The organism is Arthrobacter sp. THG-b23, assembly GCF_059091265.1.
In genome coordinates, this window is record NZ_JBNHGM010000007.1 from 1 (window position 1) to 16,264 (window position 16,264).

The 16,264-nt window shown below is 69.8% G+C and carries 15 protein-coding genes; 7 read left to right on the plus strand and 8 right to left on the minus strand.

All coding sequences use genetic code 11. The annotated features are described in order from the left end of the window. Window positions 1–298 precede the first annotated feature (298 nt). Window positions 299–1,066, minus strand: coding sequence for a PspA/IM30 family protein (locus tag AC5RVD_RS12740; protein ID WP_494113543.1), 768 nt, complete (start codon window positions 1,064–1,066; stop codon window positions 299–301). A 76-nt stretch (window positions 1,067–1,142) separates the two neighbouring features. Continuing rightward, on the minus strand, window positions 1,143–3,209 hold the full coding sequence (locus AC5RVD_RS12745; protein WP_494127106.1) for a TPM domain-containing protein: 2,067 nt from the start codon (window positions 3,207–3,209) through the stop codon (window positions 1,143–1,145). Window positions 3,210–3,550: 341 nt separating this feature from the next. Here AC5RVD_RS12745 and AC5RVD_RS12750 point away from each other — a divergent pair, with 341 nt between their 5' ends. The 4 genes from AC5RVD_RS12750 to AC5RVD_RS12765 all read left to right on the plus strand — a co-directional run bounded on the left by AC5RVD_RS12750 (window position 3,551) and on the right by AC5RVD_RS12765 (window position 7,907). After that, window positions 3,551–5,209 (plus strand): S1C family serine protease, encoded by a 1,659-nt coding sequence (locus AC5RVD_RS12750; protein ID WP_494113545.1) that lies wholly within the window; start codon window positions 3,551–3,553, stop codon window positions 5,207–5,209. 155 nt (window positions 5,210–5,364) lie between these two features. Further along, on the plus strand, window positions 5,365–6,180 hold the full coding sequence (locus AC5RVD_RS12755) for an electron transfer flavoprotein subunit beta/FixA family protein (RefSeq protein WP_494113546.1): 816 nt from the start codon (window positions 5,365–5,367) through the stop codon (window positions 6,178–6,180). Window positions 6,181–6,213: 33 nt separating this feature from the next. Continuing rightward, complete coding sequence (locus tag AC5RVD_RS12760; RefSeq protein ID WP_494113547.1) at window positions 6,214–7,158, plus strand: electron transfer flavoprotein subunit alpha/FixB family protein; 945 nt, start codon at window positions 6,214–6,216, stop codon at window positions 7,156–7,158. Between the two features lie 5 nt (window positions 7,159–7,163). After that, window positions 7,164–7,907 (plus strand): PIG-L deacetylase family protein, encoded by a 744-nt coding sequence (locus tag AC5RVD_RS12765; RefSeq protein WP_494113548.1) that lies wholly within the window; start codon window positions 7,164–7,166, stop codon window positions 7,905–7,907. Between the two features lie 93 nt (window positions 7,908–8,000). Here the strand turns inward: AC5RVD_RS12765 and AC5RVD_RS12770 are convergent, their stop codons facing one another. The 3 genes from AC5RVD_RS12770 to AC5RVD_RS12780 form a co-directional block, all read right to left on the minus strand. Continuing rightward, entirely contained in the window at window positions 8,001–8,585 is a 585-nt protein-coding gene (locus AC5RVD_RS12770; RefSeq protein ID WP_494127107.1) for an anti-sigma factor, read from the minus strand. A gap of 74 nt (window positions 8,586–8,659) precedes the next feature. Then, complete coding sequence (locus AC5RVD_RS12775) at window positions 8,660–9,127, minus strand: tRNA (cytidine(34)-2'-O)-methyltransferase (protein ID WP_494113550.1); 468 nt, start codon at window positions 9,125–9,127, stop codon at window positions 8,660–8,662. Between the two features lie 64 nt (window positions 9,128–9,191). After that, entirely contained in the window at window positions 9,192–10,118 is a 927-nt protein-coding gene (locus AC5RVD_RS12780) for a J domain-containing protein (protein WP_494127108.1), read from the minus strand. A 116-nt stretch (window positions 10,119–10,234) separates the two neighbouring features. Between AC5RVD_RS12780 and AC5RVD_RS12785 the strand changes: the two genes are divergently transcribed. Continuing rightward, window positions 10,235–11,140, plus strand: coding sequence for a diacylglycerol/lipid kinase family protein (locus tag AC5RVD_RS12785; RefSeq protein ID WP_494127109.1), 906 nt, complete (start codon window positions 10,235–10,237; stop codon window positions 11,138–11,140). Here the strand turns inward: AC5RVD_RS12785 and AC5RVD_RS12790 are convergent. From AC5RVD_RS12790 to AC5RVD_RS12800, 3 genes are read right to left on the minus strand one after another with little or no spacing between them, the layout of a single operon-like run. Beyond that, window positions 11,062–11,880: a pyrimidine reductase family protein gene (locus AC5RVD_RS12790; protein WP_494127110.1), complete on the minus strand. Its 819-nt coding sequence runs from the start codon at window positions 11,878–11,880 to the stop codon at window positions 11,062–11,064. The genes AC5RVD_RS12785 and AC5RVD_RS12790 overlap by 79 nt on opposite strands. After that, the gene (folP, locus tag AC5RVD_RS12795) at window positions 11,877–12,821 is read right to left on the minus strand and encodes a dihydropteroate synthase (RefSeq protein ID WP_494127111.1); all 945 of its coding nucleotides are present in this window, start codon (window positions 12,819–12,821) and stop codon (window positions 11,877–11,879) included. The genes AC5RVD_RS12790 and folP overlap by 4 nt, the downstream gene beginning before the upstream one ends. Next, window positions 12,818–14,053 (minus strand): NAD(P)/FAD-dependent oxidoreductase, encoded by a 1,236-nt coding sequence (locus AC5RVD_RS12800; protein ID WP_494127112.1) that lies wholly within the window; start codon window positions 14,051–14,053, stop codon window positions 12,818–12,820. Before AC5RVD_RS12800 ends, folP begins: the two co-directional genes overlap by 4 nt. A gap of 175 nt (window positions 14,054–14,228) precedes the next feature. On the opposite strand from AC5RVD_RS12800, the gene AC5RVD_RS12805 reads away from it, so the two are divergent. Further along, entirely contained in the window at window positions 14,229–14,885 is a 657-nt protein-coding gene (locus tag AC5RVD_RS12805) for a helix-turn-helix transcriptional regulator (protein ID WP_494127113.1), read from the plus strand. A 79-nt stretch (window positions 14,886–14,964) separates the two neighbouring features. Then, on the plus strand, window positions 14,965–16,188 hold the full coding sequence (locus AC5RVD_RS12810) for a cysteine desulfurase family protein (protein WP_494127114.1): 1,224 nt from the start codon (window positions 14,965–14,967) through the stop codon (window positions 16,186–16,188). Window positions 16,189–16,264 lie beyond the last annotated feature (76 nt).

The window sequence follows — 16,264 nt, forward strand, 5'->3', positions numbered from 1 at the left end:
CAGCAGGGCGGGGGAGCGGCCGCAGCACCGCGGGAGCGGAGCGGCCCTGTGCCGGACGCAGCGGAGCACCGTCCCCGGCATTACAACCCCAAGGCCCTGCGCCGCGCGCGGGCCGGTGCCTCCCGGCCGGGGCGCTTCACCGGCCGCCGCCTTCTCCGGGGCGTGAAACCGCGCCGTTGACGCGATCGGACCGCGCGCCGGGAAACTGGGACGCGTGGCTTAACAGGAAAGCTCCGGGCCGCACCAGGAAAGGTGCGGCCCGGAGCCATTCATGCCCGAGCGCCTGGCCGGCCGGCGCTCAGTAGCTTTCTGAGGTGGTTTCCTTGCCGGCCTCCAGCGACGACGGGGCCGGGCTGGCGCCGGACTTCAGCGCGGCCAACCGTGCCTCCACCTCCGTCTGCTCGCCGAGGTCCTCCAGGCTCTCGAACTGGGCATCAAGGCTGGAAGCGGAAAGCTCGGCCTGGCCGCGTACCTTTGCTTCCTCGCGACGGATTTTCTCCTCGAAGCGGCCGACTTCGCTGGTCGGATCCAGGATGTCGATGCTCTTGATGGCGTCGTGGACCTGTGACTGGGCCTGCGCGGTCTTGGCGCGGGCGATCAGCTCATCGCGCTTGTTCTGCAGCTCGTTGAGCTTGGACTTCATCTGGTTGAGTCCGTGTTTGAGCTTCTCGACGATTTCGGTCTGCGAGGAGATCGTCGGCTCGGCGCCCTTGGCTTCGTTCTCGGACGAAATCTGGCGCTGGATCGCCACCTTGGCGAGGTTGTCGAACTTCTCGGCGTCGGCGGCGTGGCCCGAGGTGCGGTATTCGTCGGCCTTTCGGCTGGCAGCCAAGGCCTTGGCCCCCCAGCTGCGGGCGTTCTCGAGGTCTTCGTTGTAGTCGTCCTGCAGCATGCGCAGGTTGCCGATGGTCTGCGCGACGGCGCTTTCGGCTTCGGCAATGTTGTTCGTGTAGTCGCGGACCATCTGGTCCAGCATCTTCTGCGGATCCTCCGCCTGGTCGAGCAGGGCGTTGATGTTTGCCTTGGCCAGCTGGGCCATGCGGCCGAAAATTGAGTGCTTTACCACGGTGATGCCTTTCGATCGGGTTTACTCGAACTGTTTGCCTTCCAAGCAGCCCGCATGGCTGCCCGGCCTGTCTGGTCTAGAAGTTGCCGCCGGCGCCGCCTCCGTCGCCGAAGCCACCGAAGCCGCCGCCGCCACCGCCGAACCCGCCGAAGCCGCCGCCGCCGAAAACGTCACCGCCTCCGCCGCCCCCGAAGATCCCGCCGCCGCCGTGCGAGCCGTGGCCGCCGTGCAGGATGGAGTCGATGAGGATGCCGCCGAGGATCGCCCCGCCCAAGCCGCCGCCCCGGCCGCCGAACATCCCGCCGCCGCCGAAGCCGCCCATGCCGCCGCCGAAACCGTCCACATCCTCCTGGGCCATCTGGCTGGCCTGCTGTGCCAAGGCATTGGCTTGCCGGGCATAGTTGAGCGCCTGCTCCGGATCCGAGTCGGCGATGGCCAGCGCATGGTCGAGGTTCCGTTCCGCCTCGGCCAGCCGGGTGCGTGCCTCGCTGCGAACGCCGCCGCGCCGGGCCTGAATGTAGTCCGAGGTGCCGGAAATCTGTGCCTGCGCGGACATGATGGCGTGTTGCAGGGCCTCACGGGCACGCCGGTTGCGGTCCTGGGCGTCCCGGATCCCGGAGAGCGAGGCATCCAGGGGCTCCATGGCCGCCTCCAGCCGCTGCACCATCATGATCGGGTCGACGCGTCCCCCGGCGACCTCCTGCCGGACCGCGGACACCGCCGCTTCCAGCCCGGCCAAGGGGCCCGTCAGCTCGGGGTGCTGCCCGGAGGCGATGATGGCCCTGGCCTGGGCGATGTCCTGTGTCGCGTCGGCGATGGTGCGTTCCATGCTGTTCCGGGCGTCGTCGAGGTCCTTGGCCGTCTTGGCGATGGCCTCCAGGAGGATGTTGGCCTGGTGCAGGCTTTCCTCGGCGGCACGCACGGCAATCACGGCGGCGCTGCGGTCTCCCTCGTCGAGCTTGTCCTGCGCGGTGTTGGCTGCGTTCTCGACGAAGTCCAGCCGCTCCCCGGCCTGGCCGATGTTGTCGGCGACCTGTTGCAGCGCGCTGTCGGCAAAACGGGCGCGAAGCTCCCGCAGCCGGGCCGTGCCGTCGTCCAGCCTGCCGCGGGTTTCCCGGGCGGCGGCCCGGGCCCGCTCGAGCGCCTGCGGTGCGGTTTTTTCCAGCTCCCGCAGCGCGTCGAAGTCCTCTTTGTGTGCCTGGAGGGAATCGTTGACCGCCTCGCAGCGGCGGATGATGTCGCCGAGCCAGGCACGCTGCTCTTCTTCGGTGTCCGGAATATGGTCATCGAGCTGCTGCTGCAGCTTGAAGGACTCCATCATGTGGGACTTGGCCGCGGTGATGTCCTGGCGGAACGGCTGCACGGCGTCGTCGCCGTACTGCGCCATGGCGAAGCCCAGTTCCTGCTCGCTCGACTTGATCGCGTCGTCGGCGGCTACCAGCAGGCTGCCGGCCTTCTTGCGGAGGTCCTCCACGGACATGGCGTCATGCGGATCCAGCGGCCGGCCGTCGGGGCCGGTCTGCAGCTGCGGCTGCGGGCGCTGGTTCTTGTTCCGCTTGGACCGCGCATACAGCAGCGCCGCGCCGCCGCCCACCACCACGACACCGCCAATGAGCAGCACCGGGCCCAGCGAGCCGCCCCCGCCACCGGATTCGACGGAACCGTCGCCGCCGGTCGCGGCGTCCTCGACCGCCGCCACGGCGGTCAGCGCGGCCCCCGCCCAGTCCGTTTGACCGAGGGCCGGCCGGATGGATTGCGCGATGTTCTGGTCCCGGGAGACGACGGGGTTGTCCTCGCCCGACTGGAACAGGTATTCGCGGCCGTCGACGGAAACGGCAAGCAAGCTATCGACGGAGCCCAGTGAGTTCAGCTCCGCCGTGTCCAGCACCCACTGGTCGCGGTCGGCCGGCTCGGTGAATTCATCCACAAAGACGATGTAGACGTTCAGGCCTTCGGACTGCTGCAGCTCGCGCACGGCGTCCTCGACCTCGGCCGTCCGGCCGCCCAGCACACCGGCCTGGTCCACCACGAACTCGCCCGGCGGGATGTCGACCGGCGGCACGGCGTGCGCCAGTGCTGCCGGCGCAAGGAAGACTGCCGTCAGGCCGGCTACGGCCGCCAGACGCCTGAGCGGTGAGCGCATAAAGGTCCCTTCAGCAACGCAAGCTGGGGCCGTGGCGCCCCGGCTCGTCAACGTGGTCCTGGCCCCGGCCGGGGCGGATCCACCCACTGGTGATTCTATGGTCCGCGTTTGGCACCGTCCACCACCGCCCTCCGCCGGCAGCGAACGCGGGAGCAGCCCTTTCCCCGGCTCTGGAACACGAGACTTTATCGTTTGACCACGGGTTTGGGGAGCGGGCGGGGTCGACGGCGTGCCACGCCGCCGTTCGCGTCCGGCTGGTTTCCAGAATCCTTACAGGAAACGTGCGACGTTATCCCAGCGAAGCCGTGCATAGTGGAGGGCAGACCAAGAAAGGACCTGCCATGAGCGAGAACAACCAGGGCCCGCAGGAGCGGCCCGCCCGGCCCATGCCCCCGCTGCCGGAGAATCCGCCGGCCTCCCGTGCCGGGGAGCAGCCGGCGGCAGCCGACGAGACCCAACCGTTCCGTCGCCCGGCAGCGGAGGCGGGCGGGCAGGTCCCGGCACAAGACCAGGCCCGGCAGGAGCCCCTGAACGACACAGCCCAGCAGCCCCGGTACGGCCAGTACGCCCCCGGCACCTTCGGCCAGTATGCCGCGCCGGCCTACGGTCAGGACAACGCGGGCAGCCACGGCGGCTACGGAAGCCAAAGCCACGGCTCCGGTCACGGCAGTGGAAGTTACGGGCAGGGGTCCGGCTACGGGAACGCGTCAGGTTCCGGGTATGGGAACGCGACGGGCTCCGGCTCCGGCTACGGCAATGGAAGCCACGGGACGGGGTCGGGCTACGGCTTCGGCGGCGGCCAGCCGGCCGGGGCGAGCACCAAGAAGCGTTTTGGCACCGGGACCCTGATCGCAGGGATGCTGCTGGCCGGCCTGGCGGGCGGCGGAGTCGCCGTGGGCTCGCAGGCACTGGCTGAGGGCTCCGCGGGCACCGCGATTACCGGCAGCGGGCCCGAGCAGTTGATCGTGAACAACACGGACTCGGTCAACGAGATCACCGCTGCGGCGGCCAAGGCATCGCCGAGCGTGGTGACGATCTCGGTGGCCAGCGGCAACGCAGGCGGATCCGGTTCGGGCATCATCCTGGACACGGAGGGGCATATCCTCACCAACGCGCACGTGGTGACGCTGGGCGGCCAGACCGCCAATCCCGACGTCGAGGTGCGCACCAGCGACGGCGGCGTGCACCGTGCCAAGGTGGTCGGCACCGATCCGCTGTCGGACCTGGCCGTGATCAAGACCGATGCCAAGGGCCTCACGCCCGCGACGTTTGCCGACTCGGACAAGCTCAACGTCGGCGACACCACCATTGCCATCGGCGCGCCGCTGGGCCTCGCGGGCACCGTCACCGACGGCATCGTGTCCACCTTGAGCCGCACCATCAGCGTCTCGTCCTCCGCCGTGCCGGAAAATTCCGGCGACAGTGCGCAGCCCGGCCCGGGCGACCAGTGGAACTTCCAGTTCCCCGGCGAGGAACGGTCCTCCAACCAGGGCAGCATTTTCCTGAACGTGATCCAAACCGATGCGGCGATCAACCACGGCAACTCCGGCGGCCCGCTCGTGAACACCAACGGAGAGGTCATCGGCGTCAACGTGGCCATCGCGTCCTCCAGCGAGGACAGCGGCAGCATCGGCGTGGGATTCTCCATTCCGAGCAACTACGCGCAGCGGATCGCCCAGGACCTGATCGAAGACGGGACGGCGAGCCACGGCCAACTCGGTGTGACAGTGACCGCCAAGCCCTCCGGCAATTCTTCCGGCAACACCCAGTTCTCGGTGGGGGCGGCCGTCGTGGAGGTGGTTGAGGGCTCGCCGGCACAGGAGGCCGGCCTGCAGAAGGGCGACGTCATCACCCGGGTGGAAAACCGGGTCATCGGCGACAGCCAGTCCCTGACCGCGGCCATCCGCGAACACGCCGCCGGCAGCACGGTGCAGGTCACCTACCTGCGCGGCGGCGAAGAACGCACCGCCGACGTGACGCTGGGCGAGGGCCAGGCCTGACCCGCACGTCCCCGGGGCGCACATGCCGCCCCGGGTGGCGCACACGGCAGCGCCGCAGGTGTTTACCGCCGCGGCGTTGCCGGTAAGGTTAGGGTGTTTGCAGCGACCCGCAACACCCGCGCGGGCCGCGGACGGCGGAAGGAAGTTCAGCGAGGATGCAAAAAGCAGCAGGCACAGCCTTGAACATCGTGGTGCTGATCAAGCACGTACCGGACGCGCAGTTCGACCGGCACCTGACCGGCGATCCGGCGACGGTCGACCGGTCGGAGAGCATCCTGTCCGAACTGGACGAATACGCCATCGAATCCGCCCTGCAATTGGCGGAGGAGCGCGGCGGGCCGAAGGCCGGCAACCGGGTGATCGCGCTGAGCATGGGCCCGGCAGCGGCGGCCACCGCGGTGAAGAAGGCGCTGCAGATCGGCGCCACCGAAGGTTTGCACGTGAACGACGATGCCCTGGCCGGCTCGGACGCCGCCGGAACGTCGCTCGTCCTGGCGGCCGCCGTCCGCAGCCTCGGCGACGTTGACCTAATACTCACCGGCATGGCGTCCACCGACGGCGAAACGTCGCTGGTTCCGGCGCAGCTGGCCGAGCGCCTGGGCCTGCCGCAGCTGACCTTCGCCGCCAGCCTGGAGGTGGACGGGACCACCGTGCGCGCCCGCCGGGACGGCGACACCCACGCCGACAGCCTGGAAGCGGAACTGCCCGCGGTGGTATCGGTCACCGACCAGATCAACGAACCGCGCTACCCGAACTTCAAGGGCATCATCGCCGCCAAGAAGAAGCCCGTTGCCACGGTGTCGCTGGCGGACCTGGGCATCGAACCCAGCGCGGTCGGCACAGCAGGCGCCTGGACCGCCGTCGCCAAGGCAGAAGCGCGGCCGCCGCGGTCGCAGGGCACCATCATCACCGATGAGGGCGACGCCGGGATCCGCCTGGTGGACTACCTGGCCGCCCAGAACCTGCTCTAGTCCGCCACGGAAACCGCGAAGGATATCGGCACCATGACTACTGTTCTTGTCTTCATCGACCGTCCCGGCCAAGCCCTGCACAAGATCCACCGGGAACTGCTCACGCTCGCCCGCGGCATCGGAGAACCGGTGGCAGCATTCAACGGCGACCTCACCGACGCCCTGCGGACCGAGCTCGGGGAATACGGCGTGGGGACCGCTTACGTGCCGGCCGCGGACGTGGACGGCGCCCTCGTGGCTCCCAAGGCCGCGTTCCTGGCGGCGGCTGTGCGCCAGGCCGCTCCGGCCGCGGTGCTGCTGGACAACACGTTCGAAGGCAAGGAGATCGCAGCCCGGGTCGGCATCAAGCTGTCATCCGGGGTCATCACCGACGCCATTGACGTTTCGGCGGACCTGATGGTGACCAAGAGCGTGCTGGCCGGCGCCTACACCGTGCAGGCCAATGTCACCGAAGGCACGCCGGTGATCACCGTGAAGGCCAACGTTGTGGCCGAAGCTCCGGCGGCCGAAGCGGCGGTGCCGCAGGTGGTGACGGTCGACGCCGGGGACTTCGGCCCCGCCGCCCGCATCACCGAACGCACCGAGAAGGCCGCCAGCGGCCGGCCGGACCTGACCGAGGCGCGCGTCGTGGTGGCCGGGGGCCGCGGCACCGGCGGCGATTTCTCGCCGATCGAAGACCTGGCCGACGCCCTCGGCGGGGCGGTGGGCGCGTCCCGGGCCGCCACCGATGCCGGCTGGATTGAGCACTCGGCGCAGGTGGGGCAGACCGGCAAGACCGTCTCGCCGCAGCTGTACATTTCCGCGGGCATCTCCGGGGCCATCCAGCAGAAGGCCGGCATGCAGACGGCCAAGGTGATTGTTGCGGTCAACAACGACGCCGACTCGCCGGTCTTCGAGATCGCCGACTTCGGCATCGTGGGCGACCTCGCCACCGTATTGCCGCAGGCCGCCGCCGAGATCCGCCGGCGGAAGGGCTAGCCGCGGTGACCATTGAGGAATTCCAGCCGGAACGCGTCCTGGTCTTTGCTGCGCACCCGGACGACCTGGACTTCGGTGCAGCCGGCACCATCGCCCGCTGGACGGCAGCGGGCGTCCAGGTCAGCTACTGCATCATGACCGACGGCGACGCGGGCGGCTTCGACGAGGCCCAGCGCGCCGGAATTGTCGAACTGCGGGCGGCCGAGCAGGCCAAGGCCGCAGCGCTCGCCGGCGTCACCGACCTGCATTTCCTGCATCAACCCGACGGTTACCTGGAGCCTACCCACGACGTCATCCGCCAGGCGGTGGAGCTGATGCGCCGCATCCGTCCCGACATTGTGCTCTCCATGCATCCGGAGCGCGCCTGGGACCGGATCCAGAAGAGCCACCCCGACCACCTGGCCTGCGGCGAAATCGTCACGCGCGCGATCTACCCGGCCGTGGAGAACCCCTACGCCTATCCCGAACTGCTCGAGGCAGGGCTGGCCGCCTACAAGGTGCCGTTCCTGTGGTTCTACGGCGGGCCGCGGGAACGCGAGAACCACTACGTTGACATTACCGACCACGTCGACACGAAGCTTGCCGCCATCCGGATCCACGCGAGCCAGCACCCGGACCTGGCCGCGATGGACGCCCGCGTGCGCCAGAACCTGGCGGAGAACGCCATGCGCGGCGGCCTGCCCGGACGCAGCGCGGAAGCCTTCCACGTGGTGGGCATCAATACCCCGGAAACCATCGCCGGCTTCTGACAGGCTGCCGGCCGGCCTGCCCACGCGGCGGCACGGTGGCAGGCCTGCGCCCCAGGTGGCGCCAAGGCCTCGGCAGGTGGCCGGCGGCTCGGGCTACGGCGTGGAGAGCGGAATGACGACGGCGAACGGCAGGCTGGGGGACTCGGCTCCGCCGGGTGCCTCGACCGAGACGGCCAGTTCGCGGCTGGTGGAGATGCCGTCGATGACCACAGGGTTGCCCGAGGTGATGTCGGCGGCTTCGATGGTCCCGGCCGACACGGGTGCCGAGCCGTCCAGCGGAAGCCGCCAGACCTGGTACGTGCGTCCCTCCGACGCCTGAATGCCGCTGAACGTCAGGACGGCCGCGTTCTCGCGGAGCGACACCGAGGCGTCCACCGTGCCGCCTCCCTCCAGCTCCTGCTGGCTGGAGACGACATCCGGGGCAGCCGTGACGTCCTGGTCCGAAGTTCCGCCCAGTGTTTTCGCTGTGGCGATGGCCCCCACCACCACCACGACGGCGGCCAAAGCAAGCAGCAGCCACTTGGTCACGGCCGGCATCGGCCGCCGCTCGGTGTCTTCTGATCCGCCGGTGAGCTGGTCGGCGTGCAGCACCGAGACATCGTCATCCGGTGCGTAGTCGTTGTCCCCGGTGGAGTTACCGGGGCTGGCCAGGCGATCAGATGGCTGGGGCGTATCCATAGGCTTCAAGTCTATCCGTCCCCGGGGGAGGCAGTGTCCAGCCCGACACGCCGGCGCCTTCCATCGCGTCGGCGCTACAGTTTCGCCCCGGCAAAACCGTGCTGCCGCCAGGCCTCATAGACGGCGATCGAGGCCGAGTTGGCCAGGTTCAGCGACCGCAGCGACGGAAGCATGGGCAGGCGCAGCCGCGCCGTGACGCGCGGATCCTGTTTGACCGCTGCCGGCAGCCCCACCGACTCCGGCCCGAACATCAGCACGTCGCCGGGAGCGTAGGCGACGTCCGTGTAGGAGCGCTCCCCGTCGGACGCAAAGGCGAAGACCCGCTCCGGCTGCAGGGCGTCCCACGCCGCTTCCAGGTCAGCGTGGACCTGGACCACGGCCAGATCGTGGTAGTCCAGCCCGGCGCGCCGCAGCTTGGAGTCTTCGAAGGTGAAGCCCAGCGGTTCGACCAGGTGCAGTTCGGCTCCGGTGACCGCGGCCAGCCTGATGGCGTTGCCGGTATTGCCGGGTATCTCGGGGGTGTAGAAGAGGATGCGGAACACGGATTCCATCCTATGCGCGCCGCGGCCGCGGCCCGTCATCCGCCGGCGGCCCGGAAGCGGGACGTCAGGCGTGCATGCCGCCCAGCAGCTTGGCGAGCGAGGGGACGTGCACGGTATTCGGCGCCGGGCCGGAGGACAGGAACTGTTTGAGTTCGCGCACCAGCCGGGCGGCGTTGACCACGTGTACCGGGACGATCCCGTCCGGGTCGTAGCCGCGCGTGTAATCGATCACCGGTTCGTGGAGGTTTCCGTCCGCGGAGTGGATTACCGTCCAGCCGGTGACATTGAGCTCCGGAAAAAGTTCCTGCATCCTGCGCACGGCCGGTGCCAGCCTCGGCGGCTCCACGATCCGGCCGTCCTTGTGCAGGGTCCGGCCGTCCCAGCGGAAGTTTCCCCGCGGCAGCAGCATCGAATCAATCAGTGCCAGTCGGTAGCCGGCCAACAGCGCATGGTCGATGAAGCCGTTGTCGGCCGGCGAATGCAGGCCGTTGACCAGCCGGGCGGACGGGATGGCGGGCAGGATCTGCCGGCTGATCAGCTGCACCGTCAGCGCCTCGCGGCGCAGCCTGGCTCCGGCGCCGAAGATGCCACGCTTCCGCGGGGCACCGTGGATGTGCTGGCGGGCGATGTTCTGCGCCAGTGCAGCGGATTCGTCCGGGGAGCCGTAGGCGGGAACATAGACGGGGGAGTCTGACGCCGACGGGCCGCGTTGGCCGGGGGCAGAGTGCCGGGTGCCGGGTCCGGCCGCAAAGGTTCCGGTGCCGTTCGTCGGGGCGCCCTGACCGGCGGCGCCGTAGGAACGGTCGTAGCGGGACCTGGCCTGCGGGTTGCTGAGGACTTCGTAGGCCAGGCTGACGCGGCGGAATTCGGCGGCATCCCCGCCGTGGTCCGGGTGCGTGGCGCGGGCGGCCCGGCGGTAAGCGGCCTTGATCTGGTGCGCCGTGGCATTGACCGGCAGCCCCAGGACGTCGTAGTGGGATAGGGGGATCACCGGCCGCCTCTCTGTAGGGTCTCGGGGTCCTGCGCGAAGCCAAGTGTAACCGGCGGCTGCCGGCCGCCTGTGTCGTACCGCGGCGGCAGGTCGTCGCGATGCCACAATGATCTGCTGTGACTTCGCTGCCGTCCTCCGCGCCGATCGCCGTTGCCGTCAACCCGCAGGCGTCCTTCGGTGCGGCCGCCGGTGCCGGAGCGGAAGTGATGGCCGAGCTCGCCCGGCGTGACCGCCCCGCCGTCGAGCTGCGGGCCGAAACGTGGGCTGCGCTCGCCGACCTGGTGGCCGGCGCCCTGCGCCGGGGGGTCTCCGCCCTCCTGGTGGTGGGCGGTGACGGAATGGTTCACTTAGCAGTCAACGCGCTGGCGGGTACACAGGTTCCGCTGGGCATCGTGCCGACAGGCACCGGAAACGACTTTGCCCGGCTGTTCGACCTGCCCGCCGGGCCGGTCACCGCCGTCGGGCATTTCCTGCGCGCCTTGGAGCAGCCGCGCAGGGTGGACCTTGGCCGGGTGACGCATCCGGACGGTTCCACAGCCTGGTTCGCCGGGGTCCTCTCGGCCGGCTTCGACGCTGCGGTGAACGACCGTGCCAATCGCTGGAGCTTCCCCCGCGGCCGGCTGCGCTATCCGCTGGCCATGCTGCGCGAACTCGCCTCCTTCCGCCCTATCCGCTACCACCTGGTCGTGGACGGCGTGCCGCGGCAGGCCGACGCAATGCTCGTGGCCGTGGCCAATGGCCGCTTCTTCGGCGGCGGGATGCGCGTTGTGCCGGAGGCGGCGTACGACGACGGTTTGCTGGATCTGTTCATCGTCTCGCCACTGTCCCGTCCCGCCTTAGTCGGCATCTTTCCGCGCGTCTATGCCGGCCGGCACATCAGCCATCCGGCGGTCCACATCGAGCAGGCCAGGACGGTCCGGTTGGAAGCCGCCGGCGTCACCGCTTACGCCGACGGCGAGCGGGTGGGGAGGCTGCCGGTGTCGGTGGACGTGGTCCCGGGCGCGCTGCTTGCGGCGGTGTAGCGCAGCAGCAGCATGAATCCTGACTCGAGCACCTGCCGCAGTTGAAGCCGCTGCAGCGACTCGCGCGCGTCGGGAAGGTGGTCCGCTATCCGCTTGGCGGTCCCGCCGGCCAGCACCGGGCTGATGGTCAGGCACAGCTCGTCCACCAGTCCCGCCGCCTGGAAGCTGCCGAAGAGAAGGGGTCCGCCCTCGCTGTGGATCTGCTCGTAGCCGCGGGCTGCCAGCGCTTCCACCACCCGCGCCGGTTCCACCCGGGCGGTGCCGGCGTCGAGCACGTCGGCCACCGGTTCCAGCGCGCGGCGCCGGGTCGCGGGCGACGCCGCGCTGGTCAGTACGATCGGCCGCACGGGGGCGGCGGTGAAGAACGCGCTGCCCGGGTCCAGGTCCAGCGACGCCGAGACCACGGCGACAGGCGGGTGCGGACTCATGCCGCGGGCGACGCGCCACGCCTGGGACTCGGCCGAGAGCAGCTGTCCGCCATAGCCTTCGGCCCGAATCGTTCCGGCACCGACCACCAGCACGTCGGCCAGCCTGCGCAGCAGCAGGAAGACCCGCTGGTCCACCTCGTCGCCCAAGGTTCCGGAGCGGCCGGCATAGGTCGCGGCGCCGTCCAGGCTGGCGACGAAATTGAAGCGGACCCACGGGCCGGAGCGGGGGAGTTCGCCGTACCAGTCCAGCAGTTGCTGGTCGGTGGCCTGCTCCGGTCCGGGCGGCAGGAGGCGGCGGATCGGGCGGGTCACGGCGCCGCCGGTTCGTTGACGTCGCCCATGTTGTGTTTCAGGCAGGACGGTTCCCGCCAGCCCATCACGGCCTCGGTCATCCGGATGGCCGAACTGGCCTCGGCGACGTTGTGCATGCGCAGGATCCGCGCACCGTTCATAATGCACATCACCGCGGCGGCCAGCGAGCCGGAGAGCCGGTCCTGCTTGGGCTGCGCCAGTGTCTCGCCGATGAAGTCCTTGTTGGACACCGCCGCCAGCGCCGGGTAGCCAAGGGAGGCGATTTCGCCAAAGCGGCGGGTGATTTCCAGCGAATGCAGCGTGTTCTTGTTCAGGTCGTGGCCAGGGTCGACGATGATTTTCCCGGCCGGAATGCCCAAGTCCAGGGCCAGCTGCACCTTGCGTCGCAGGAACCCGGCGACGTCGTCGACCACGTCGTCGTATCGGGGGCGGGGATACACGGTGCGCGGAGCGGCGAGCGAGTGCGTGATGACCAGATGCGCGCCGCCTTCCGCCACGACCGCCGCCAACTCCGGGTGGTGCAGCCCGGTGGTGTCGTTGATGACGTTGGCCCCGGCGCGGATGCTCGCTTCGGCAACCTCTGGCAGGAAGGTATCGGCGGAAATGATGGCGTCCGAACCGGTCCGCACGGCCTCGATCACCGGAACGATCCGCTCGGCTTCCCGGCGCGCGGATAATGCCGGGCCCGGGGCGAACGGCACGCCGCCGATGTCCACCCAGTCCGCGCCCGCGGCCACCGCGGCCAAGGAGGCGTCGATGGCTGCCTGCCGGGTGAAGGTGCGGCCGGTGTCGTAGAAGGAATCGGGGGTGCGGTTGACGATGGCCATCAGCGCCACGTGGCGGCGGAAGTCGATCCGTCGGACGCCGAAGTCGTGCACCGGGTGGTACAGCTCGGGCAGGAACGCGCTGGACGGCGACCGTGCCGTCAGTGGCTGGCTCACAGGCTGGTCAGCTCCTTGTCGGGATTGGACAGGTCCGCGGCCTCCACGCTGCGGCCGGAACGGATCAAGTCCTGGATGGGCTCCTGGACGTCCCAGATATTTACATTCATACCAGCCACCACCCTGCCCTCGCGCAGCCAGAACGCGATGAACTCCAGGGCGTCGAGGTCCTGGTAGTTGCCCCGGAACACCGGCTCGCCCCGCGCAGACCACGGGAAATAGCCGGAGTACTCCATTCCGATTCCGAACTGGTCGGTGTAGAAGTACGGGATGTCGTCGTTGGACGCGTCTTGGCCCAGCATCGCGGCCGCGGCGGTCTTCCCCTGGGCCAAGGCGTTCGCCCAGTGCTCGCTGCGCAACGGTGCGCCGTAACCGGGATGGTAGGCACGGGCAACGTCGCCGGCGGCGTAGACATGCTCCGCGGAGGTGCGCAGCATCTGGTCGGTGTCAATGCCGCTGGACACGGCCAGCCCCGCAGCTTCGGCCAACGCGGTGTTAGGGACGGCGCCGATGGCCACCAGCACCGCGTCGGCTAGCAGGCGCTCGCCGTTATCCAAGACAATGCCGGTGACCCTGCCGTCCTCGCCGAGAATTTCCACGGGCCAGCGCCGGGTGCGCAGCAGGACGCCCTCGCGGCGGTGGGTGTCGGCGAAGATGCTGCCCACGGCGTCGCCCAGCGCGGGGGCGAGCGGGATGTCGCCGCGGCCCAGGACCAAGACCTCGTTTCCGAGCTGGCGGGCCGTGGCCGCAACCTCCATGCCGATCCAGCCCATGCCGATCACGACCAGCCGCTGGTCCCCGGAGGCCAGCACGGCGTGCAGGGCCTGGCTGTCCGCCAGCGTGCGCAGGTAGTGCACGCCCCCCAGCCCGGCGCCGGGCAGTTCCAGCCTCCGCGGCGATGCCCCGGTGGCCAGCAGCAGCTGCGAGTACTCCAGCGTGCCTGCATCCGAGAGCGCGACAGTACGGGCAGCGGGATCGAAGGATACAACCGTGGTGCCGCGCAACAGTTGGACGCCGTGCTCGTCATACCAGTCGGGTGCTTGCACCAGCCCCGACTGGGCGTCCTCCCGTCCTGCCAGGAAGCCCTTGGAGAGCGGCGGCCGAAGATAAGGGTGTTGGTCCTCGGCACCGGCCAGCACGATCTCGTCCCTGAAGCCGCCGCTGCGCAGCTCCTTGGCGGCGCTGGCACCGGCCAGGCCCGCTCCGGCGATGACGATCGGGTTCCCTGCCATGGCAGCGCTCCTTCATGTGCCGGCGGGCACGCAGCGGGTCCGCCCCTGGCAGCCGATCTGATGGAAGCACCGGCGGCTGCCTGTTCGGGCAGGGCCAGATGTTCTAAAATGGGTACATCCGACTTTAGAAATCAGTTCCGGATAAGTCAATGCACCTGCCACCGGAAGGGGCGCCATGGCCGACCAGCCGCCACCCGGACTCTCTGCCGTCTCGGCCCTGGGCGACGACGTGCGCCGCCGCCTCTTCGAATTCGTCCGCTACAGCGCCGGACCGGTCACCCGGGACCAGGCCGCTGCCGCCCTGGATTTGCCGCGCAGCACCGTGTCCCTCCAGTTGGACGCGCTGGCCGGGCACGGGCTGCTGACCATCGAGTTCCGAAAACTCAGCGGTAAATCCGGACCGGGCTCCGGCAGGCCGGCCAAGCTTTACGCGGCTGCGGTGCCGGAAGTATCAGCCTCCGTGCCTGAGCGTGCCTATGGCCTGGCCGGCGACCTGCTGGCCACGGCCGTGGAGGAATCGGCCAGGACCGCCCGCCCGGCACACGAACTGGTGGCCGAGGCTGCCCGGGCCAAGGGCCTTGAGCTGGGGGCCGGCGCCGGCGACCTGGAGGCAGCCCTGGCCGCGGCAGGCTACCGGCCGCTGCCGGACGGGGCCGGCTATGCGCTGGGGAACTGCCCGTTCCACCTGTTGGCCCGCAGCCATACGCAAACGGTATGCGGCCTGAACCTCGCCCTGCTGGAAGGAATGCTGGCCGGCTGCGCCGACCAGTCCCACGGCGTCGCCGCAGATCCGGACGGGCCATTCTGCTGCGCCAGGATCAACCGGCGCTGAGCCGCCTGCCGGACCCGGGCCGTCCCGGGTCCGGCAGGCGGGCTGAAACAAGGCGCGCCGGGGCATGTAAAATATTGGCGTGCCCGTGTACCTTGACCACGCGGCGACCACGCCCCTTGTGGCGCAGGCCCTGGCCGCACTCACCCATGAACTCAGCCGCAGCGGCAACCCCTCCTCGCTGCACGGTTCCGGCCGGCGTGCCCGCAGGGTGGTCGAGGAGGCTCGCGAGACCATCGCCGCCGCGGCCGGAGCGCATCCGTCCGAGGTGATCTTCACCTCCGGCGGCACCGAGGCCGACAACCTTGCCGTCAAGGGCCTGTATTGGGCCCGGCTCGACGCCGACCCCCGGCGGCGGCGGATCCTGTGCTCGCCGGTGGAGCACCCTGCCGTGCTCGACACGGTGGAATGGCTGGAAAAGCATGAGGGCGCCGAGGCGGTCTGGCTCCCGGTCGACGCCCACGGCGTGGTCTCCGCCGAGGCCCTGCGACGGGAAATCGAGGCGGACCCTGCCGCGGTGGCGCTGGTCACCGTCATGTGGGCCAACAACGAGGTTGGCAGCGTCCAGCCGGTGGCGGAGATCGTCGCCGCCGCGCAGCCGCACGGGATCCCGGTCCACTCGGACGCCGTCCAGGCGTTCGGCCACATGCAAGTGGATTTCAAAGCGTCCGGCCTGGACACCCTGGCCGTCAGCGGGCACAAGATCGGCGGCCCGGTGGGGGTCGGTGCGCTGCTGGTCCGCCGGGACGTGAAGCTGACGCCTGTCCAGCACGGCGGCGGCCAGGAACGCGACATCCGGTCGGGCACCCTGGACACCCCGGCGATCGCAGCGTTCGCCGCGGCCGCGGAGGCCGCCGTCGGGCAGTTGCCGGAAGAAGCCGCACGGTTGGCGGGATTGCGCGAAAAGCTGATAGCCGGCGTCGCGCGCAGCGTCCCGGAGGCGGTGTTGCGGGGCACCCCGGACCCGCACCACGAGGGCCTGCGGCTGCCCGGCAACGCGCATTTCACCTTCCCCGGCTGTGAGGGCGACTCCCTGCTGTTCCTGCTGGACCTGGCGGGCGTGGAGTCCTCCACCGGCTCGGCCTGCACCGCGGGAGTGCCCCGGCCCTCGCACGTCCTGCTGGCCATGGGGTTGAGCGAAGAAGAAGCCCGCGGAGCACAACGCTTCACGCTCGGGCATACAACAACCGAGTCAGACGTTGACTCACTGGTGGCAGCGCTGCCGGAGGCATACGCGCGGGCCAGGAAGGCCGGGATGGCCGGCCACGTCTCCAGCATCCAAACCGCGGGCACGCAGTCCGGCTGACACCTCAGCGGACCGGGCCGGTGCGGTGGGGCGCTGAGCTTGGCGGCCGCGGCGGACACAGACAACGAATCAGTAG